Raw genomic sequence first — 16,269 nt, 5'->3', positions numbered from 1 at the left:
CACCGGGCGCGGCCCGTTGGCTACCCTTGCCGCGTGCCGTCGCTGTTTCGCCGCAAGTCCGCCGACCTCGTCGAGGAGTCCGTCACCGCTGTGACGACCGACGAGGAGTCCGCCGCCCGCCCCCGGGGCTACACGCCAAGCAAGAAGGAACTCGGGCAGGTCACGCCGAAGCGCCCGGTCGCCGGTCGCCGGCCGACCGCGCCGGCCAAGCCGCTGACCAAGGAGGAGGCCCGCGCGCAGCGCCGTGCCGCCCGCGCCGAGGCCGCCGCCGAGTTCCGCCGTGAGGGCGGCCCGCGTGACCGGGGCCCGGAGCGGCTGCTGGCCCGCAACGTGGTCGACTCCCGGCGTACGATCGGCACCTGGTTCTTCGGCGGCGCGCTGATCGTGCTGTTCGGCTCCAACCAGGCCATGCCGCCGATCGTGCGGGTGCTGTCGAACGTGCTCTGGGGCGCGCTGGCCCTCGGCGTGCTGATCGACTCGGTGCTGATCTCCCGGAAGATCAAGCGGCTGGTCCGCGAGCGCTTCCCCAAGAGCACCGAGAAACTCGGCTCGCTCTACTTCTACGCGATCATGCGGTCGATCACGTTCCGCCGGATGCGCGCGCCCGCGCCCCGGGTGAACATCGGCGACAAGGTCTGACCTCGCTCGACCCGATCGGCCCCTTCCCGCCCCGGCGGTGAGGGGCCGTTCCGTGTGCGGCCGGGCCGGCGTCGTCGTCAGGCCACCCCGAGCAGGCGCAGCACCGCGGCGGTTGCCGCCGCCGCGACCACGACCAGCACGAACGGGGCCCGGCGCCAGGCGAGCAGCAGGCCGACGAGCACTCCGGCGGGCCGGGCACAGCCGGCGAAGCCGCCGGCCTCGGTGAGCGTCGGCCCCGAGACCGACCCGGTCGAGCTGGCACCCGGCGACTACGCCACCTTCCCCGGTGACATCCCGCACCAGTACGAGGCGCTGGCCCCCGGCACCTTCGCCGTGCTCGTCATGGAGCACCCGTGACCGCGGACGGCGCGCGGTAGAGGCGCGTCACCACCTCCTCGATGTCGGGCTCCACGATCGAGATGTCCCGCAACGTGGTCAGGCCGGCCAGCCCGGCCACCACCTCGGCGACGCTCGCCCGTTCCAGCGCGAAGACCAGCCGCCGCCCGTCCGCCTCCACCCGCTGCACCGGCGCGCCGGGCAGCACCGGCGGCTCGGGCAGCGCCGCGTCCAGCTCGGCGACCACCATGCGGCGCGAGCCGTACCGGCGGTGCAGCTCCGCGATCGACCCGTCGTGCACCACCCGCCCGTGGTCGATCACCACGAGCCGCCGGCACAGCCGCTCGATGTCGGCCAGGTCGTGCGTGGTGAGCACCAGCGTGGTGTCGCCGGCCCGGCCCAGCTCGGCCAGGAAGCCGCGCACGGCCTGCTTGCTCACCACATCCAGGCCGATCGTCGGCTCGTCCAGGAACAGCACCTCCGGGCCGTGCAGCAGCGCCGCGGTCAGCTCGCCGCGCATCCGCTGGCCCAGCGAGAGCTGCCGGACCGGGGTGTCCAGGAACCCGTCCAGGTCGAGCAGCTCCCGGCAGCGGGCCAGCCGGGCCGCGTGCGCGCCGGCCGGCACCCGGTAGACGTGCCGCAGCAGGTCGAACGAGTCCCGCAGCGGCAGGTCCCACCAGAGCTGCGAGCGCTGCCCGAACACCACCCCGATGCGCAGCGCCAGCCGCGTCCGGTCAGCCACCGGGCGCAGCCCGCACACCCGCGCCCGGCCCGCCGAGGGCGTCAGCACGCCGGTCAGCATCTTCAGCGTGGTCGACTTCCCGGCGCCGTTCGGGCCGATGTAGCCGAGCATCTCGCCGCGCTCCACCCGCAGGTCGACCCCGTCGACGGCGGTCACCGTCCGCTTCTCGCGCCGCAGCGGCCCGGCCTTCACCCGGATCGTGAACTCCTTGCGCAGACCGTCCATCTCGATGACGCTCATGACCCCGTACTCCGGTAGTGACGGACCCCGACGCGCCACGCCAGGGCGGCCAGCGCCGCGGCGACCACCGCGACGCCCGGCGCGGCCCAGCCCGCCCAGGGCGGCAGGCCGAGCGGGTCGGCGCGGCCCAGCAGCGCCAGCGCCGGATGGTAACTGACGAAGGCGAACCCCATCCCGTACGCGAACAGCGCGCGGAACCAGCCGCCGTACACGGTGACCGGGTACGAGGTGAAGTCGCGCCCGCCGTAGGTGACCGCGTTGGCCAGCTCGCCGGAGTCGACCCAGTAGAACGACACGGTGGCGGTCAGCACGAAGACCGAGCCGAAGAAGACCACGGCGGCCAGCGGGGCGACCACCGCCAGCGCGATCCGTCCCGGCGTCCAGTCGATGCCGGCCGAGGCGAGCGCAAAAATCAGCACGGCCAGCCCGAACACGGCCCGGGACAGCTTGCGCAACGGCAGGTCCATCAGCAGCAGTTGCGGCAGCGCACCGAGCGGGCGGACCAGCACGGCGTCGAAGAGGCCGGTGCGCACGTACCGGGGAAGCCGTTCGATGTTGCCGACCAGCAGGTCGGCGGTGGCGAAGCCGCACGACGACAGGCCGACCACGACGAGCGTCTCGCGCAGCGTGAAGCCGCCCAGCTCCCGCGTCACGCCGAAGAGCACCAGGACGGTGACCACGTCGAACACGGTGGCGCCCACGTTGCCGACCAGGTCCACCACGAACGAGGTGCGGTACGCCGCCTGCGACCGCGCCTGCGCCCCGAGCAGCGCCCGGTACGCCTTCAGCTCAGCCACCCTGGACGCGCTGCCGCGCTCAGCCACCCCGGACGCGCTACCGCGCTCAGCCACCCTGGACCACCAGACGGCGCTCGGCGCGGCGCTGGACCAGCCGGCACAGCGCCAGCAGCAGCACCGCCCAGCCGGCCTGCACCGCGACCAGGGTGAGACCGGTGGCCATCGGCTCGCGCTCGACCAGCACGTCCAGCGGCACCTGGAGGATGCTGGGGAACGGCGTGGCGTACCGCAGGATCGTCTCCAGCGGACCCGGCAGGAAGCCGAGCGGGAAGTAGAGCCCGGCCAGCACGCCGGAGCCGAGCGTCCACAGGATCATCGGGCCCCGCACGTCCTGCAACCAGTACGCGGCGGCGTTGACCAGGTAGCGGCAGCCGAAGCAGACCACCACCGCGAGCAGCGCGGAGAGCAGGAACAGCGGCGCGGTGGCCCAGTGCCGGGGCACGTACACGGCGAAGAAGAACGGGCCGATCACCAGCGGCGGCACCAGCCGGGCCAGCGACGCGAACCCGGCCCGGCCCAGGTCGGCGGCGAGGTAGCTGGTCACCGGGTGCACCGGCCGCAGCAGGTCGGCGGCCACCTCGCCGGTACGGATCCGGTCGGCCAGATCGGTCCAGCCCCAGACGGCGATGACCGCCAGCAGCCCCTGGCCGGCCCAGACGAACGTGGCGAGCTGCGCCCGGTCGTAGCCGGCCACGGTGCCCGCCGCGCCTGCCGCCGCGAGGAAGATGTAGCAACGCAGAAAGCCGAACACGGTGTTTGTGCACAACCCCGCCACGGCGGCCTGCCGGTAGGTGGCGTGCCGCCGGAACCCGGCCGCCGCGATCGCGCCGAATGTCCGAAACCATGGGGTAACGTGTGCGCCGGTAGGTGGTGCGACAGTGGCGGTGACCGAGCCCACGCCGTTACCCTCCTTCCGCAGCCACGACGTGCTGGACCGGGCGACTCTACCGGTACGTCCGGGCCCCAGCGCGAGAATTTCCAATGAGGTGACACCGCCGTGAGCGAGCGACGCGAGCCGGCCCCGGGGCCGTCCCGCGCGAGCGGCGGGAGGGGTTGCCGATGAGCGGCTGGGGTGGCTGGCGCGAGCCGGCCGAACCGGCCTGGGCCGCCGAGCCCACCCACGAGTGGCAGCCGCAGTTCCCCGGACAGCGCTACCCGGGTGACATCGGCATCGAGAACCTGACTCCGCCCCGTCGCGCCGTGGTCGGCCGGGCCGAGGTACGCCCGGTCAACCCGGCCGCTCCCCATGACGCGTACCCCGTCAGCCCGGCTGGGCCGCACGACTCGTATCCCGTCAGCCCGGCCGGCCCACACCGCCCGTACCCGGTGAGCCCGGCGGGCCCACACGGCACGCACCAGGTCAGCCCGGCGGGCCCGCACGGCACGTACCCGGTGAGCCCGGCGGGTCCGCACGGCACGCATCCGGTGAGCCCGGCCGGGTCGCGCCGGGTCGATCCGGTCAGTCCCGCTGGCGCGCACGGCACGTACCCGACCAGTCCGGCCGGTCCGCGCGGGGCCGAGTCGAGCGGTCCGCCGGCTTCACGCGGGGCGTACCCGGCCGGACCCGTGGGTCGCGGCGGGCCGCGCCCCGCCGGTGCCGCACCGGACGACCGGCGTGGACACCCGGACGGACCCGCCGCGGACGGCGGGCGGCCATGGCCGGAGGACCGGCGCCGCCCCGGGCCGCCGGTGCCGCCCGAGCGTCTCGACCAACGCTGGACGCGCCCCGACGCCGCGCCGCGCCGGCCGTCTCAGCCCGGCTGGATGCCGGAGCCGAACGAGTTCCCGCACGCCGCCGACCGCCGGGCCGATCGCCCGCACCCGGCCGAGGGCCGTCCGGCCGCTTCGGGACAGCGGTGGGGCGCCGCGCCCGACGCGCGGCCCGACCACTCCCCCACCGGGCGTCGCGAGTCTCCGTCCGACGGACGCCGTGGCGTCTTCCCGGACGACCGGCGGGAACCCCCGTCGGACGGACGGCGTGACCACGGCACCGGGCGCCCCGTCGACCGGCGCGACGGCGCTGTGACTCCGCCGGTGCGGGGCGCGGCCGGATGGGTCGGACCGGCCCGTGACGGCCGGCGCGAGCCGCACCGTGACGGCTGGCAGGAGCCGGACCGCCGCCCTCCGGGGGACCGGCGCGAGCCGGTGGACGGCCGTACGCCAGTGGACGGCCGTACGCCAGTGGACGGCCGTATGCCAGTGGACGGCCGTACGCCAGTGGACGGTCACGCGCCGGGCCGGGAGGCCGCCGCGCACCCCGAGACCCGGCGTCGCGCGCCGGAGAACGGGCGGTCCCAGACCGAGCCGCCCGATCGCTACGGCACGTCGCGTCCCGCCGCCGACCAGCGGTGGCAGGGTCAGCGCCAGCCGGTCGACCGGCCCCGCCCGCACCAGGGCGAGTGGCCGATCGTCGAGCCACGTTCCCGCCCGGAGCCGGATCCGCGGCAGCCGGACGACCGCCGGCACCCGTCCACGGACCGGCCCGCGGCGCCGCGGTACCCGATGCCGCCGTCCGAAGCCGCCCGCGCCGACGTACGCCACCCGGAGCAGGGCGGTTCCGGCCGTCCCGGCTCGCGGGACACCCGGCCGGCCGATCCGGGCGACCAGCTCGACCTCGCCGGTTCCCGCGACGAGCCGCGCTCCCAGCCCTCCGCCACCCGGCCGCCCACCGCCCCGTCCCGCCCCGAACCCGGTCGGCCGCAGCCAGACGTCACCGTCCGCCCCGAGGCCCGCGCCCAGCAGTGGCCGGCACGCCCCGACGGGCACCGGCCGGGATCACCCGACCGGGGTCCGGCACCGCCGGACGTACGCGGGTCGGCACCGCCGGATTCGCCCAGGTCCGCGCCGCCGGCGCAGTGGCCGGTACGGCCGGCCGCTCACCCGCCGGCCCCGGTCGGCGACGCCCCACCATCCCCATCTCCCGCGCCGGGGGCCGGCGCGCCTGTCGCGACCGCCCCGGCTCCCGGCGTGGTCACACCCATGCCGCCGCGTGCCGACGTGCCCGCTTCCAGCCCGCCCGCCTTCGAGGCGCCTGCTTCCGACCCGCCCGCCTCCGGCGCGTCCGCTCCCGGCGGACGGGGTGCCGGCGGCACCGAATCGGCAGACCGGACCGAGGACGCGACCCGGCCGACGCCGCCGCAGGACCGGGCCGAAGGCGCGACCCGACCGGCATCACCGCAGGACCGGACCGGCGATCGTCACGGCCCGCCTTCCGCCGAGCGGGCGATGCCCACGCCCCCGGGCTCGGTGGAGCGCCCGGTCGCCCCACCGGTCCCGATCGTGCCCCGGCCCGCCGCCGAGGCGGACGCGACCGAGCAGCCCAACGCCGAGGCGGACGCGACCAGCCGGCCCGAGGCCGCGGTGCCCGGCGTGGTCGCGCCGGGCACGGATGCCGATCGTCGGCAGTCCGAAGTAGCCGCCCTGCCCACACCGGCCATCGAGGCCAACCGTCCGGAGGGCGTCGTGGACGCCGCAACGACGGCGGGCACGACACGGCGTGAAACCGGGGCGACCACCGGCCGCCCTGTCGAGCCGTCGGAGCGGGCGGAGCACGGACCTGCGGACAAGACCTCTCCGGTCACGGCCTCCGGCCCCGAGGCGTGGTTCCGCCCGAGCCAGCCCGCACCCCCGCCCTCGCAGAACGCGGAACCGCCAGAGATCTTGGAAGGTTCCGGCCCTCCTGGGGGCCCTTTCCTACCAAGATCTTCGACGGACGGGGCCGAGCCGGCGACCGGCGATGCCGCGCCCGCCGCGCGGCGGCCCGGCGACGACGTGGTGGCGCCGCCCGCCGGTGCGGCGCCTTCGGGTACGCGCTCGCCCGCTGAGGACCAGCCGCAGGCGATGGGGGCCTCGACGACGACGTCCGACGCGCCTACGGCAGACGCCGCGGCGACGCCTGCCCCCGCGGCCGGGCACCCGAGCACGCCGGCCCGCCCCACCGGCGACGAGCAGGCCACGCCAGGCGGCGCGCCCACGGTTCTCGGGAACGCCGACCCCGGGAACGCCGACCGCGTATCGGCAGGCGGCACGCCGGGATCGGCCGACACCGGTCGTGCCGATGTCACGCGCACCGGCCCCGCAACGGGCGACAGGCCCGGCGGCACTGCGGATCCGGTCGACGCCGGCCACGCCGACGTGACGCCGGCCCGGCAGGTGGCCGACGACGAGCCCGCGCCCAGCCGCACCACGACCGGCGCTACCGCCCATGCCGAAGCCGACGACGCCACGGGACCTGCCGGCGTCGGCCACACCGGTGTCGCCCCCACCGAGCCCGCACCCGGCGACGAGCCCGCCGATACGGCCGAACCCGCCGGCACGCCGCAGGACACCCCGGTCACGCCCGCCGAGACGGCGACCGACGAGCCCGGCGCCGAACCGGAGCACGGCCGCGAGCGGGCAGCACGACCGGAGCCGGCCGGTCGGACCGACGACGCGCCGTCTCCGCGTACCCCCGAGCCGGCGACGCCACCCCCGGCGGACCCGGAGCAGGCCCTCGCCGCTGTCGCCTGGCGGCTGGACCCGCGGACGCTGCGCGAGGAGGCGCCCGATCCGGCGCGGTTGCGGGTCATCCGGGACGGGCTGACGGGCAAGCTGGACACGGCGCTCGACAACCGCAGCCGGGCCCGGCTGCTCAGCCTGCGCGCGGTGGCGTCCCGCGTGCTGGGTGACCTGGACGACGCGCTGGACGACGCGCGGCTGGCCGTCACGTACGCCGAGGCCACGGGCGAGTTCCGGCGGACCGCGATGGCCCGCGCGCGGCTCGCCGAGGCGCTGCGGTGGCGGGGTGACCACGCGGAGGCGGACCGGCTGTTCGCGGAGGCGAACTCGCCGGAGCTGCCGGACCGGCTGCGCGCGCTGCTGCACGAACACGCCGGGCGGTGCTGCTACGACCAGGGCCGGCTGACCGAGGCGTGCCTGCACTTCGAGCGGGCACTGGACCTGCGTCACGGCGAGGACGCGCAGTTGAACGGCCGGGTCGAGATCGCGCTCGCGGCGGTCGCCGAACGGGCCGCCGCCGACGGCTTCGGGCCCGCGCCGCGCCGGCCCGAGGAGGTGCTCGGCACGCCGCGGCCGCCGGTGGCGACGTTCGACGAGGAACAGCAGCTCTGGGGGTACGCGGACGCCGACGGCGAGATGGTCGTCGCGCACCGGTACGCCGAGGCGCAGCCGTTCCACGAGGGAGTGGCCTGGGTACGGCGACCGGAGGCGTCCCGCTGGGCGCTGATCGACACGTCCGGCGCGGCGCTGATCGAGGCGAACAACGGCTACCGGTCGGTGCTGCCCTTCTCCGACGGGCTGTCCTGGGTGTCGATGGACGGCAAGAGCCGGTGGATGGCCGTCGACCGGATGAACATCGTGAAGATCCCGCCCGGGTACGAGGAGGCCCGGCCGTTCCGCAACGGCCTGGCGGCGGTACGGCAGAACGGCGGCTGGGGCGCGGTGAACCTCGCCGGCGAGGTGGTGGTGCCGACCCGCTACCACCGGATCGGCATGCCGCCGGTGGACGGGCGGGTGGCCGACGGGTTCACCGCCGACGGACTGGCGGTGGTCGAGCTGGCCGGCCGCCGGGGCGTGGTGGACCGGACCGGCCGGGTGGTGGTAGCGCCCGCGTACCCGACGGTCGTGGTACACCCGGTGGCGTTCCTGTTCACCATCGAGTCGGGCCGGTGGGGGGCGCTGGACCGGCGCGGCGAACCGCTCATCGACCCGGTGCACCCGGGCCGCGCGGCCGTGATCGAGGAGATCGACAGGCTGCTGGCCGATGCCAGCCCGGTGCTCTGACCTGTGCCTCACGCCGCCGGGGAGCGCCGGACGGCGTCCGGGACCGGGCGGGTCTAGGGTCGGGAGCATGGAATTCCGTCACCTGGGCCGCTCCGGCCTGATGGTCAGCGAGATCTCGTACGGCAACTGGATCACCCACGGCTCGCAGGTGGAGGAGGACGCGGCGGTCGCGTGCGTCCGCGCCGCCCTCGACAGCGGCATCACCACCTTCGACACCGCCGATGTGTACGCGGGCACCCGCGCCGAGTCGGTGCTCGGCCGCGCGCTCAAGGGCGAGCGTCGCGAAGGGCTGGAGATCTTCACCAAGGTTTACTGGCCGACCGGTCCCGGCCGCAACGACAGGGGCCTGTCCCGCAAGCACATCATGGAGTCGATCGACGGCTCGCTTCGCCGTCTCCAGACCGACCACGTGGACCTCTACCAGGCCCACCGCTACGACTACAGCACCCCGCTGGAGGAGACGATGGAGGCATTCGCCGACGTCGTCCACTCCGGCAAGGCGCACTACATCGGCGTCTCCGAGTGGAAGGCGTCGCAGCTGCGCGAGGCGCACACGCTGGCCCGTGAGCTGCGCATCCCGCTGATCTCGAACCAGCCGCAGTACTCGATGCTGTGGCGGGTCATCGAGACCGAGGTCGTCCCCACCAGCGAGGAGCTGGGCATCGGCCAGATCGTCTGGTCGCCGATGGCCCAGGGCGTGCTGTCCGGCAAGTACCTGCCGGGCCAGCCGCCGCCGGCCGGTTCCCGCGCCACCGATGAGAAGTCCGGGGCCGGGTTCATCGCCCGGTTCATGACCGACGACGTGCTGACCCGGGTGCAGCGGCTCAAGCCGCTGGCCGAGCAGGCCGGGCTGACCATGCCGCAGCTGGCCGTCGCGTGGGTGCTGCAGAACCCGAACGTCTCCTCGGCGATCGTCGGCGCGTCCCGGCCGGAGCAGGTGCACGACAACGTGAAGGCGGCGGGCGTGAAGCTCGACGCCGATCTGCTCAAGGCGATCGACGAGATCGTCGAGCCGGTCACCGAGCGGGACCCGGCGAAGACCGAGAGCCCGGCCCAGCGTCCGTGACGTCGCGTCGTTCCCGGGCCGGTTCGCGCCGGCCCGGGAACGACGGGCCTGCTACTCCCAGAAGCGGATCAGCGCGTAGCCGATCTGGTAAAGCTCGCGCGGCAGGCCGAGCGCGTCGCCGACGGCGAAGACCGCGCCGAAGAACGCCCGGTTGATCTGCGGGCTCCACAGCAGCGCGAACAGCAGGATGAAGCCGTACGGGGCGAACAGGTCGTACATCCGCCGGTAGGCGGGACTGAGCCAGGGCTGGAGCATGTTGCCGCCGTCCAGGCCCGGCACCGGCAGCAGGTTGAGCACGCTGGCGGTGAGCTGGAGGAACGCGAGCAGCCCGACGCCGGCCCAGAACTCCAGCGGCCCACCCAGCTCGGGGCCCCACGCCACCGCCGCCACCAGCACCAGCGTGAACAGCACGTTGGTGGCCGGCCCGGCCAGGCTGACGAGCGTGTGCCGCAGCCGGCCGGGAATGGCGTGCCGGTCCACCCAGACCGCGCCACCGGGCAGGCCGATGCCGCCGAGCAGCACCACGACCACCGGCAGCACGATCGACAGCAGCGGGCTGGTGTACTTCAGCGGGTTGAGCGTGAGATAGCCGCGGTGTGCGATGTCCCGGTCACCGGCCCGGTACGCGACCACGGCGTGCGCGTACTCGTGCAGGCAGAGCGAGACCAGCCACCCGGAGACGACGAAGAGGAACACGTCGAAGCCGACGTTGCCGTACCGGTTCCAGGTCATCACCCCGGAGGCGACGAAGAGCGCCACCAGGGCCAGGAAGATCGGGCTCGGCCGGAACGCCGCCCGGGGCACGCCGAGGACCAGCGGCTCACCCGGGCGGTCGTAGCCGGTCATTCGGCCGGGGGTTGCAGGCTCATCCGGTAGTCCACCCGGTCGTCCTCGACAAGCACGACCGTGGTGACGCCGGATGTCGCGAGCTCCCGCCAGGTCTGGCCGATCCACGACTCGGCGTCCGCCTGGCTCGGGAACGATTCGTCGGGTCCGTCGACCGCGTCGCCGTTCGCGCCCTCGTACCGCCAGCTCCACGCCATGCCGCGTCTCCCCTCGCCGCCGTCGCCCCGTAGGACGCCAAACCTCCGCAAGCCTAGTCGCCCGCCCACGACGCTTCACCCCTCGACCGGCGCGGGCCGACGCGCGGGTGCCCGCAAGGTTCGGCCGTCACCAACGGGGTATCCACGCCGGACGTCGTCGGCGAGGGAGGACACCATGCGGCCGTTGCGGGAGATGGACACCGAGGAGGTGCGGGCGATGGCGGTACGCGGCGGCATCGAGGCGGCCCACGAGATGGACCGGGAGGAGCTGCTCGACGCGCTCCTCGCCCGCCCCGGCGAGGGAGCCTGGCAGGAGGATCCGAAGCCGGTTGACGTGAATCCCAACGACTATCGCTTCGAGGCCCCCGAGCGCCGACCGCGATGAGCCACCTCTCACTGCCCCGCCCGGGCGGCGGCATCTAAGGTACGGGGCATGTCCGTTGACGGGTGGCACACCCTCCTCGTGCTCGGCGGTATCCGCTCCGGCAAGTCCGAGTTCGCCGAGTCACTGGTCGCCGACGCGCCCACGGTCCGATACGTGGCCACCGCCCCCGCCGGGGACCCGGAGGACACCGAGTGGGCGACCCGCCTCGCGGCGCACCGCGCCCGCCGGCCGGGCAGCTGGACCACCGAGGAGACCGCCGCGGATCCGGGCCGGCTGGTCGAGGTGATCGCCGGCGCCGGAGCGAACGAGACGCTGGTCGTGGACGATCTGGGCGGCTGGGTGACGGTGCTGCTCGACCCGGCCCACCAGCCGGCTGACGACACCGCCACGATCACCGAGCTGGCCACGGCGGTGCGCTCCAGCGCGGCCCGGGTGGTGCTGGTCAGCCCGGAGGTGGGTCTGTCCCTGGTACCCACCACGCCGCTGGGCCGGGCGTTCACCGACGCGCTCGGCGCGACCAACCGCGCGGTCGCCGACGCCTGCGACGCGGTCGCGCTCGTGGTCGCCGGGCAGGCCGCGTGGCTCAAGCCGGCCGCGCCTGCGCACGCCGTGCCGCTCGCGGCCACCTCCCCCGAGGCCGCACCGAGCCGTGGCGCAGCCCTCCGGCCCGCGGCCCTCCAGCCCGCACCGAGGCAGACCGCGACAACCGGAGCCGTACCGGCCGATCTCGGCGCCGGGGACGTGACGCTGCCCGAGGTGCTCACACCCGCCGCCGCACCGGTGCCCGCACCGGCCACCCCCGGAGCACCGGATACCGGCGACTGGGCCGCGCCGACCATGGCGCTGCCGATGATCGCCACCGGCCTGGTCATCCAGCCGGGCATGGAACTGCCGATGCCCGACGACTACACCGGGCCGCAGGCCGTCGACCGGCTCGCCACCCTCGACATCCCCGGCGCCGGCCTCGGCGTGCTCGAACAGGTGGTCGGCTTCGCCGCCGCCACCCAGGGCACCTCGACGCCGCGGCCGTGGGACTCGGTTCGCGTACTGCTGATCCGGGGCGACCACGTGGGCGGCGCGTCGGCCGGCGCGACGACCGGTGAGTCGGACCGCCGCGCCCGGCAGGCCCGCGCCGGCCGGGGCGCGCTGGCCCGGCTCGCCGCCGAGAACCGCGCCGGCCTCCAGATCGTCGAGGCGCCCGCCTCGGCGCCGATCGAGGACGGTCCGGCCCTGTCCGCCGACGAGGTGGAGGCGGCGCTGCGCTACGGCTGGCGGCTCGCCGAGCAGGCCGCCGACGCGGGCGTGCAGTTGCTGGTGCTCGCCGCGTGCGGTGCGGGTGCCGAGGCCGCCGCCGCGGCGGTGCTCGCGGCCACCGCGGGCGCGGAGCCGCCGACGGTGCTCGGCCGGGTGGTCACCGAGCAGGGCGAGATCGACGACGCCGCCTGGATGGTCCGCTGCGCGGCGGTGCGGGACGCGCTGCACCGCACCCGGCGCTCCGCCCGGGAGGCGAAGGACGTCCTGGCCGAGCTGGGCGGCGGCGACATCGCGCTGGCCACGGGCGTGCTGCTGGGCGCCACCGCCCGTAAGGTGCCGGTGCTGCTGGACGGGCCGGTCGGCGCCGCCGCCGCCATGGTCAGCCGCGATCTGGCCGGCCAGGCCCGGCACTGGTGCCTGCTGCCCGACCACGGCGGTCGTCCGGGCGTGCGGCTCGCCGCCGACGTGCTCGGCCTGACCCCGCTGGTGGACCTGCGGCTGGACCTGGGCGAGGGGGCGACCGCGCTGGCCGCGCTGCCGCTGCTGCGCTCCGCGCTGACGCTCGCCGCCACGCTGCCGGTGCACCCGTCGCTGGGCGGCCCCGACGACGACGAACAGACCGGCGACGACGCGGACTTCGCCGAGCCGGAGCCGGCCGGGCCGGGACCGGCCACGACCGGGTCCGACGAGCCGGTCGCCCCCGGCCGACGTGCCGACTGAGGCACGGCTCGCCGACGGCATCCGGCTGGCGCTCACCACGTTCACCACCCTCCCGGTACGCGCCGGACGCGTCGACCGGGCCGCCGCGGGCACCGCGATGGCGCTCGCCCCGCTGGTCGGCGCGCTGCTCGGCGTCGTACTCGGCGGGGTGCTGCTGCTCACCGGCACGCTCGCGCCACCACTCGTCGCCGCCGTGGTCACGGTGGGACTGGGCGCGCTGCTCACCCGGGGCCTGCACCTGGACGGGCTGGCCGACACCGTGGACGCGCTCGGCTCGTACCGGCGCGGTCCGGCCGCGCTGGAGATCATGAAGCAGCCGGACGTCGGCCCGTTCGGGGTGGTCGCGCTGGTGCTCGTACTCCTGCTCCAGAGCGCGGTGCTCGCGGAGCTGGCCGGCCGGGACGCGCTCGCCGCGCTCGCCGCCGTGGTCGCGGCCACCGCGGCCGGGCGGCTCGCCGTCGGCCTGGCCTGCCGCCGCGGCGTGCCGGCGGCCCGGCCGGAGGGCCTGGGCGCGCTGGTCGCCGGCACTGTCGGGTGGGGCGCGCTGGCGCTCGGCGCGCTCGCCGTCGCGCTGGCGGCCGTGCCCGCCGTACCGGACCGTCCGTGGCAGGGGCCGCTCGCCGTGCTCGGCGCGCTCGCCGTCGCGGCCGGGCTGCTCCGGCACCTGGTACGCCGCTTCGGCGGCATCACCGGCGACGTGCTCGGGGCGCTCGTGGAGGTCGTCACCACGCTGTCCTACCTGGGACTGGTGCTGACCGGCTGAACGTCACCGGTCCGGGCAGGTAGCGTTCGGGGCGAGTGCACCGGCACGGTCGAGGGGGACGGCATGCTCATCACGGACGACTTCCTGCCGGTACCGGTGCCCGAGTCGCTCGACGCGACCTACCTGGTGCCGATCACCGGGCTGCCGAAGGTGAGCCCGAAGACAGCTGTGGAAGGGCTGGCCGGCCGGCTCGCCGAGCCGGTGCACGGGCTCGCCCGGCAGATGCTCGACAGCCCGCTGATGACCGTGGACACCCGTACCGTCGACGAGTTCCCCGAGCTGCCGCCGGACCTGCTCACCGCGTTCGGCGCCACCGAGGAGCAGCTGGCCCGGCTGGCCGCCGCCACCCACCTGGTGGTGGTGCAGGCCGAGTACCGGCCGGGCTGGCCGCCCGCGCACGAGTGGGCTGCCCGCGCGGTGGCCGCGGCGGTCGCCGAGACGGTCGGCGGGGACGTGGTGGACGTCTTCGGGCTCCAGTTCCTCGACCCGGCCACGGCGTTGCGCTCGCTGCCCGACGAGCAGGGCCGGATCCGGCTCGTCGACTGGGTGCTGGTGCCCTACTCCTCCGACACCGACGGGCTCTGGTTCACCACCAAAGGGCTGCGCCGGTTCGGGCTGCTGGAGTTGCAGGCCCAGGGCGTACCGGACCATCTGACCCGGGCGTGGGGCGCGGTGATGACGGGCGCGGCCCGGCGGCTGCTGCGGGACTGGACCGACGGGCTCACCGCCGAGGAGGTGCCGGCGTTCGTGCAGCTACCGGTGCTGGCCACGGTGACCGGGCACGACATCGCCGTGGCGTACGGCAATCCGGAGCAGCACGGCGCGACCGCGCCGGTGCTGCTGCGGCTGGAACTGGACCCGGCCACCGACCCGGACGCGGACTCGTTCCTGAGCCTCAACCCGCCGCCCGGGCATCCGGGGCCGCCCGGCCGCTACTTCGCCGCCGCCTGCGCGACGCTGTTCAACGGCATCCAGCCGGACGTCCGCTACACCCGCACCGGTGACGCGATGAGCCGCGCGGTGGAGACCGCCCGGGAGGCGCTCGGCGACATCCGGGCCCGCTTCCTGGCCGGGCGGCTGCCCGAGGAGAGCCAGCTCGTGGTCAAGTACGGCCTGCCCGGCGACGACGGCCCCGAGTACGTCTGGGCCGGGGTGACCTCGTGGGACACCCCGGAACGGATCGTCGCGGCCAGCGCCAGTGACGCCGACACCGACCCGAGCGTGCGGATCGGCTCGCCCGTCGTGGTGGAGGCGTCGGACGTGGTCGACTGGGCGGTGCTGGACGGCACCGGCGTGCTGGAGGGCGGCTGGACGCAGGCGGTCCTCGACGCCGGCGAGCGCGGCGAGGGCTGACCCGCCCGGCTCAGCGCACCGAGGGCTCGACGAACGGCGGCCTGGTCAGGCGCATCCGGGCCCGGCGGCCCCGGATGTCCACCTCCAGCTCGTCGCCGTCGGGCATCTTCGGGTCGGTGTCGATCAGCGCCAGCGCGATGCCGTGCTTGAGCGTCGGGCTGAACGTGCCGCTGGTGACGGTGCCGACCCGCCGGTCGCCCGCGTACACGGCCATGCCGGGTCGCGGGATGGCCCGGTCCACGGCGGCGAGGCCGCGCAGCGTACGGGGCGGACCGGCGGCCTTCTCGGCGCGCAGCGCGTCGCGGCCCCAGAACGCCGCCTTGTCCCAGCCCACCGCCCAGCCGGAGCGGCCCTGCACCGGGGTGATCTCCGGGGACAGGTCCTGCCCGTGCAGCGGGTAGCCCATCTCGGTGCGCAGCGTGTCCCGGGCGGCCAGGCCGCAGGCGCGTACGTCGCCGGCGGCCGCGAAGATCGCGTCCCAGACGGCGACCGCGTGCTCGGCCGGGACGACCAGCTCGAAGCCCAGCTCGCCGGTGTAGCCGGTGCGGCACACGGTCAGCTCCACACCGTCCAGCGTGGTGGTGGAGAAGCTCATGTAGTCGTGCCCGGTGGGCAGCCCGAGCGCGTCCAGCAGGTCGGCCGAGCGCGGCCCCTGGACGGCGAGCACCGCGTACGCCTCGTGTTGGTCGGTGACCGTGACGCCCTCGGGCGCGGCGGCGCGCAGCCGGCGGGCGACCTCGGCGGTGTTCGCGGCGTTGGGGATCAGGAAGACGTGGTCGTCGGCGTGCAGGTAGGCGATGATGTCGTCCACCACGCCGCCGGTCGTGTCGTCGCAGCAGAGCGTGTACTGCGCCTGGCCGGGGCCGATCCGGCCGAGGTCGTTGCTGAGGCAGCCGTTGACGAACTCCGCGGCGCCCGGCCCGGTGACCCGGATCTTGCCCAGGTGCGAGACGTCGAACACGCCGACGCCTTCGCGGACGGCCGTGTGCTCCTTGAGCACGCCGCCGCCGGCGTACTCGAGCGGCATCTGCCAGCCCCCGAAGGGGGCGAACTTCGCGCCGAGCGCGGTGTGCCGCTCGTGCAGCGGGGAGCGGCGCAGCCGGGTCTCGGCGGCGTCGGAGGTCACCTCGGTCATGGGTGGCAACTTACC

At 75.5% G+C, this 16,269-nt stretch carries 14 protein-coding genes; 8 read left to right on the top strand and 6 right to left on the bottom strand.

What is annotated here, in order from left to right:
* Window positions 1-33 precede the first annotated feature (33 nt).
* On the top strand, window positions 34-639 hold the full coding sequence (locus tag ACFYO8_RS14530) for a DUF3043 domain-containing protein (RefSeq protein ID WP_354869910.1): 606 nt from the start codon (window positions 34-36) through the stop codon (window positions 637-639).
* A 222-nt stretch (window positions 640-861) separates the two neighbouring features.
* Entirely contained in the window at window positions 862-996 is a 135-nt protein-coding gene (locus tag ACFYO8_RS14525; protein ID WP_387257262.1) for a hypothetical protein, read from the top strand.
* Here the strand turns inward: ACFYO8_RS14525 and ACFYO8_RS14520 are convergent.
* Genes ACFYO8_RS14520 through ACFYO8_RS14510 form a run of 3 tightly spaced genes read right to left on the bottom strand, consistent with a single transcriptional unit; the run spans window position 980 to window position 3,652 of the window.
* Window positions 980-1,957: an ATP-binding cassette domain-containing protein gene (locus ACFYO8_RS14520; protein ID WP_354869899.1), complete on the bottom strand. Its 978-nt coding sequence runs from the start codon at window positions 1,955-1,957 to the stop codon at window positions 980-982. The genes ACFYO8_RS14525 and ACFYO8_RS14520 overlap by 17 nt on opposite strands.
* Window positions 1,954-2,754 (bottom strand): ABC-2 family transporter protein, encoded by an 801-nt coding sequence (locus ACFYO8_RS14515; RefSeq protein ID WP_354869897.1) that lies wholly within the window; start codon window positions 2,752-2,754, stop codon window positions 1,954-1,956. Before ACFYO8_RS14515 ends, ACFYO8_RS14520 begins: the two co-directional genes overlap by 4 nt.
* Window positions 2,755-2,800: 46 nt before the next feature.
* Window positions 2,801-3,652: an ABC-2 family transporter protein gene (locus ACFYO8_RS14510; RefSeq protein WP_354869894.1), complete on the bottom strand. Its 852-nt coding sequence runs from the start codon at window positions 3,650-3,652 to the stop codon at window positions 2,801-2,803.
* A gap of 161 nt (window positions 3,653-3,813) precedes the next feature.
* Here ACFYO8_RS14510 and ACFYO8_RS14505 point away from each other — a divergent pair, with 161 nt between their 5' ends.
* Together ACFYO8_RS14505 and ACFYO8_RS14500 are read left to right on the top strand one after the other, a co-directional pair.
* Entirely contained in the window at window positions 3,814-8,535 is a 4,722-nt protein-coding gene (locus ACFYO8_RS14505) for a WG repeat-containing protein (protein ID WP_387257260.1), read from the top strand.
* Between the two features lie 67 nt (window positions 8,536-8,602).
* The gene (locus tag ACFYO8_RS14500) at window positions 8,603-9,601 is read left to right on the top strand and encodes an aldo/keto reductase family protein (protein WP_354869888.1); all 999 of its coding nucleotides are present in this window, start codon (window positions 8,603-8,605) and stop codon (window positions 9,599-9,601) included.
* Window positions 9,602-9,652: 51 nt separating this feature from the next.
* On the opposite strand, the gene ACFYO8_RS14495 is transcribed toward ACFYO8_RS14500, so the two are convergent.
* Both ACFYO8_RS14495 and ACFYO8_RS14490 read right to left on the bottom strand, forming a co-directional pair.
* Complete coding sequence (locus ACFYO8_RS14495) at window positions 9,653-10,447, bottom strand: site-2 protease family protein (RefSeq protein WP_128138698.1); 795 nt, start codon at window positions 10,445-10,447, stop codon at window positions 9,653-9,655.
* A complete protein-coding gene (locus ACFYO8_RS14490) occupies window positions 10,444-10,644 on the bottom strand; it encodes a hypothetical protein (protein ID WP_354869885.1) in 201 nt (66 codons plus the stop codon). Before ACFYO8_RS14490 ends, ACFYO8_RS14495 begins: the two co-directional genes overlap by 4 nt.
* 175 nt (window positions 10,645-10,819) lie before the next feature.
* Between ACFYO8_RS14490 and ACFYO8_RS14485 the strand changes: the two genes are divergently transcribed.
* From ACFYO8_RS14485 to ACFYO8_RS14470, 4 genes are all read left to right on the top strand, one after another.
* Entirely contained in the window at window positions 10,820-11,029 is a 210-nt protein-coding gene (locus ACFYO8_RS14485) for a hypothetical protein (RefSeq protein WP_030500114.1), read from the top strand.
* A gap of 48 nt (window positions 11,030-11,077) precedes the next feature.
* Complete coding sequence (locus ACFYO8_RS14480) at window positions 11,078-13,003, top strand: bifunctional adenosylcobinamide kinase/adenosylcobinamide-phosphate guanylyltransferase (RefSeq protein WP_355015291.1); 1,926 nt, start codon at window positions 11,078-11,080, stop codon at window positions 13,001-13,003.
* Window positions 12,993-13,766, top strand: a complete 774-nt coding sequence (cobS, locus tag ACFYO8_RS14475; protein WP_354869880.1) for an adenosylcobinamide-GDP ribazoletransferase — start codon at window positions 12,993-12,995, stop codon at window positions 13,764-13,766. Before ACFYO8_RS14480 ends, cobS begins: the two co-directional genes overlap by 11 nt.
* 63 nt (window positions 13,767-13,829) lie before the next feature.
* Window positions 13,830-15,119: a DUF2314 domain-containing protein gene (locus ACFYO8_RS14470; protein WP_354869878.1), complete on the top strand. Its 1,290-nt coding sequence runs from the start codon at window positions 13,830-13,832 to the stop codon at window positions 15,117-15,119.
* 10 nt (window positions 15,120-15,129) lie between these two features.
* Here ACFYO8_RS14470 and gcvT read toward each other — a convergent pair whose 3' ends face one another.
* Window positions 15,130-16,254 carry a glycine cleavage system aminomethyltransferase GcvT gene (gene gcvT, locus ACFYO8_RS14465; RefSeq protein ID WP_354869875.1) on the bottom strand — a complete coding sequence of 375 codons (1,125 nt, stop codon included), beginning with the start codon at window positions 16,252-16,254 and terminating at the stop codon, window positions 15,130-15,132.
* Between the last annotated feature and the right edge of the window lie 15 nt (window positions 16,255-16,269).

The sequence above is a fragment of the Micromonospora sp. NPDC005257 genome, assembly GCF_042872445.1.
In the GTDB taxonomy this organism is placed as follows: Bacteria; Actinomycetota; Actinomycetes; order Mycobacteriales; family Micromonosporaceae; genus Micromonospora.
The sequence above is the reverse complement of the archived record's forward strand: the minus strand, read 5'-3'. Positions and strand labels throughout refer to the sequence as shown.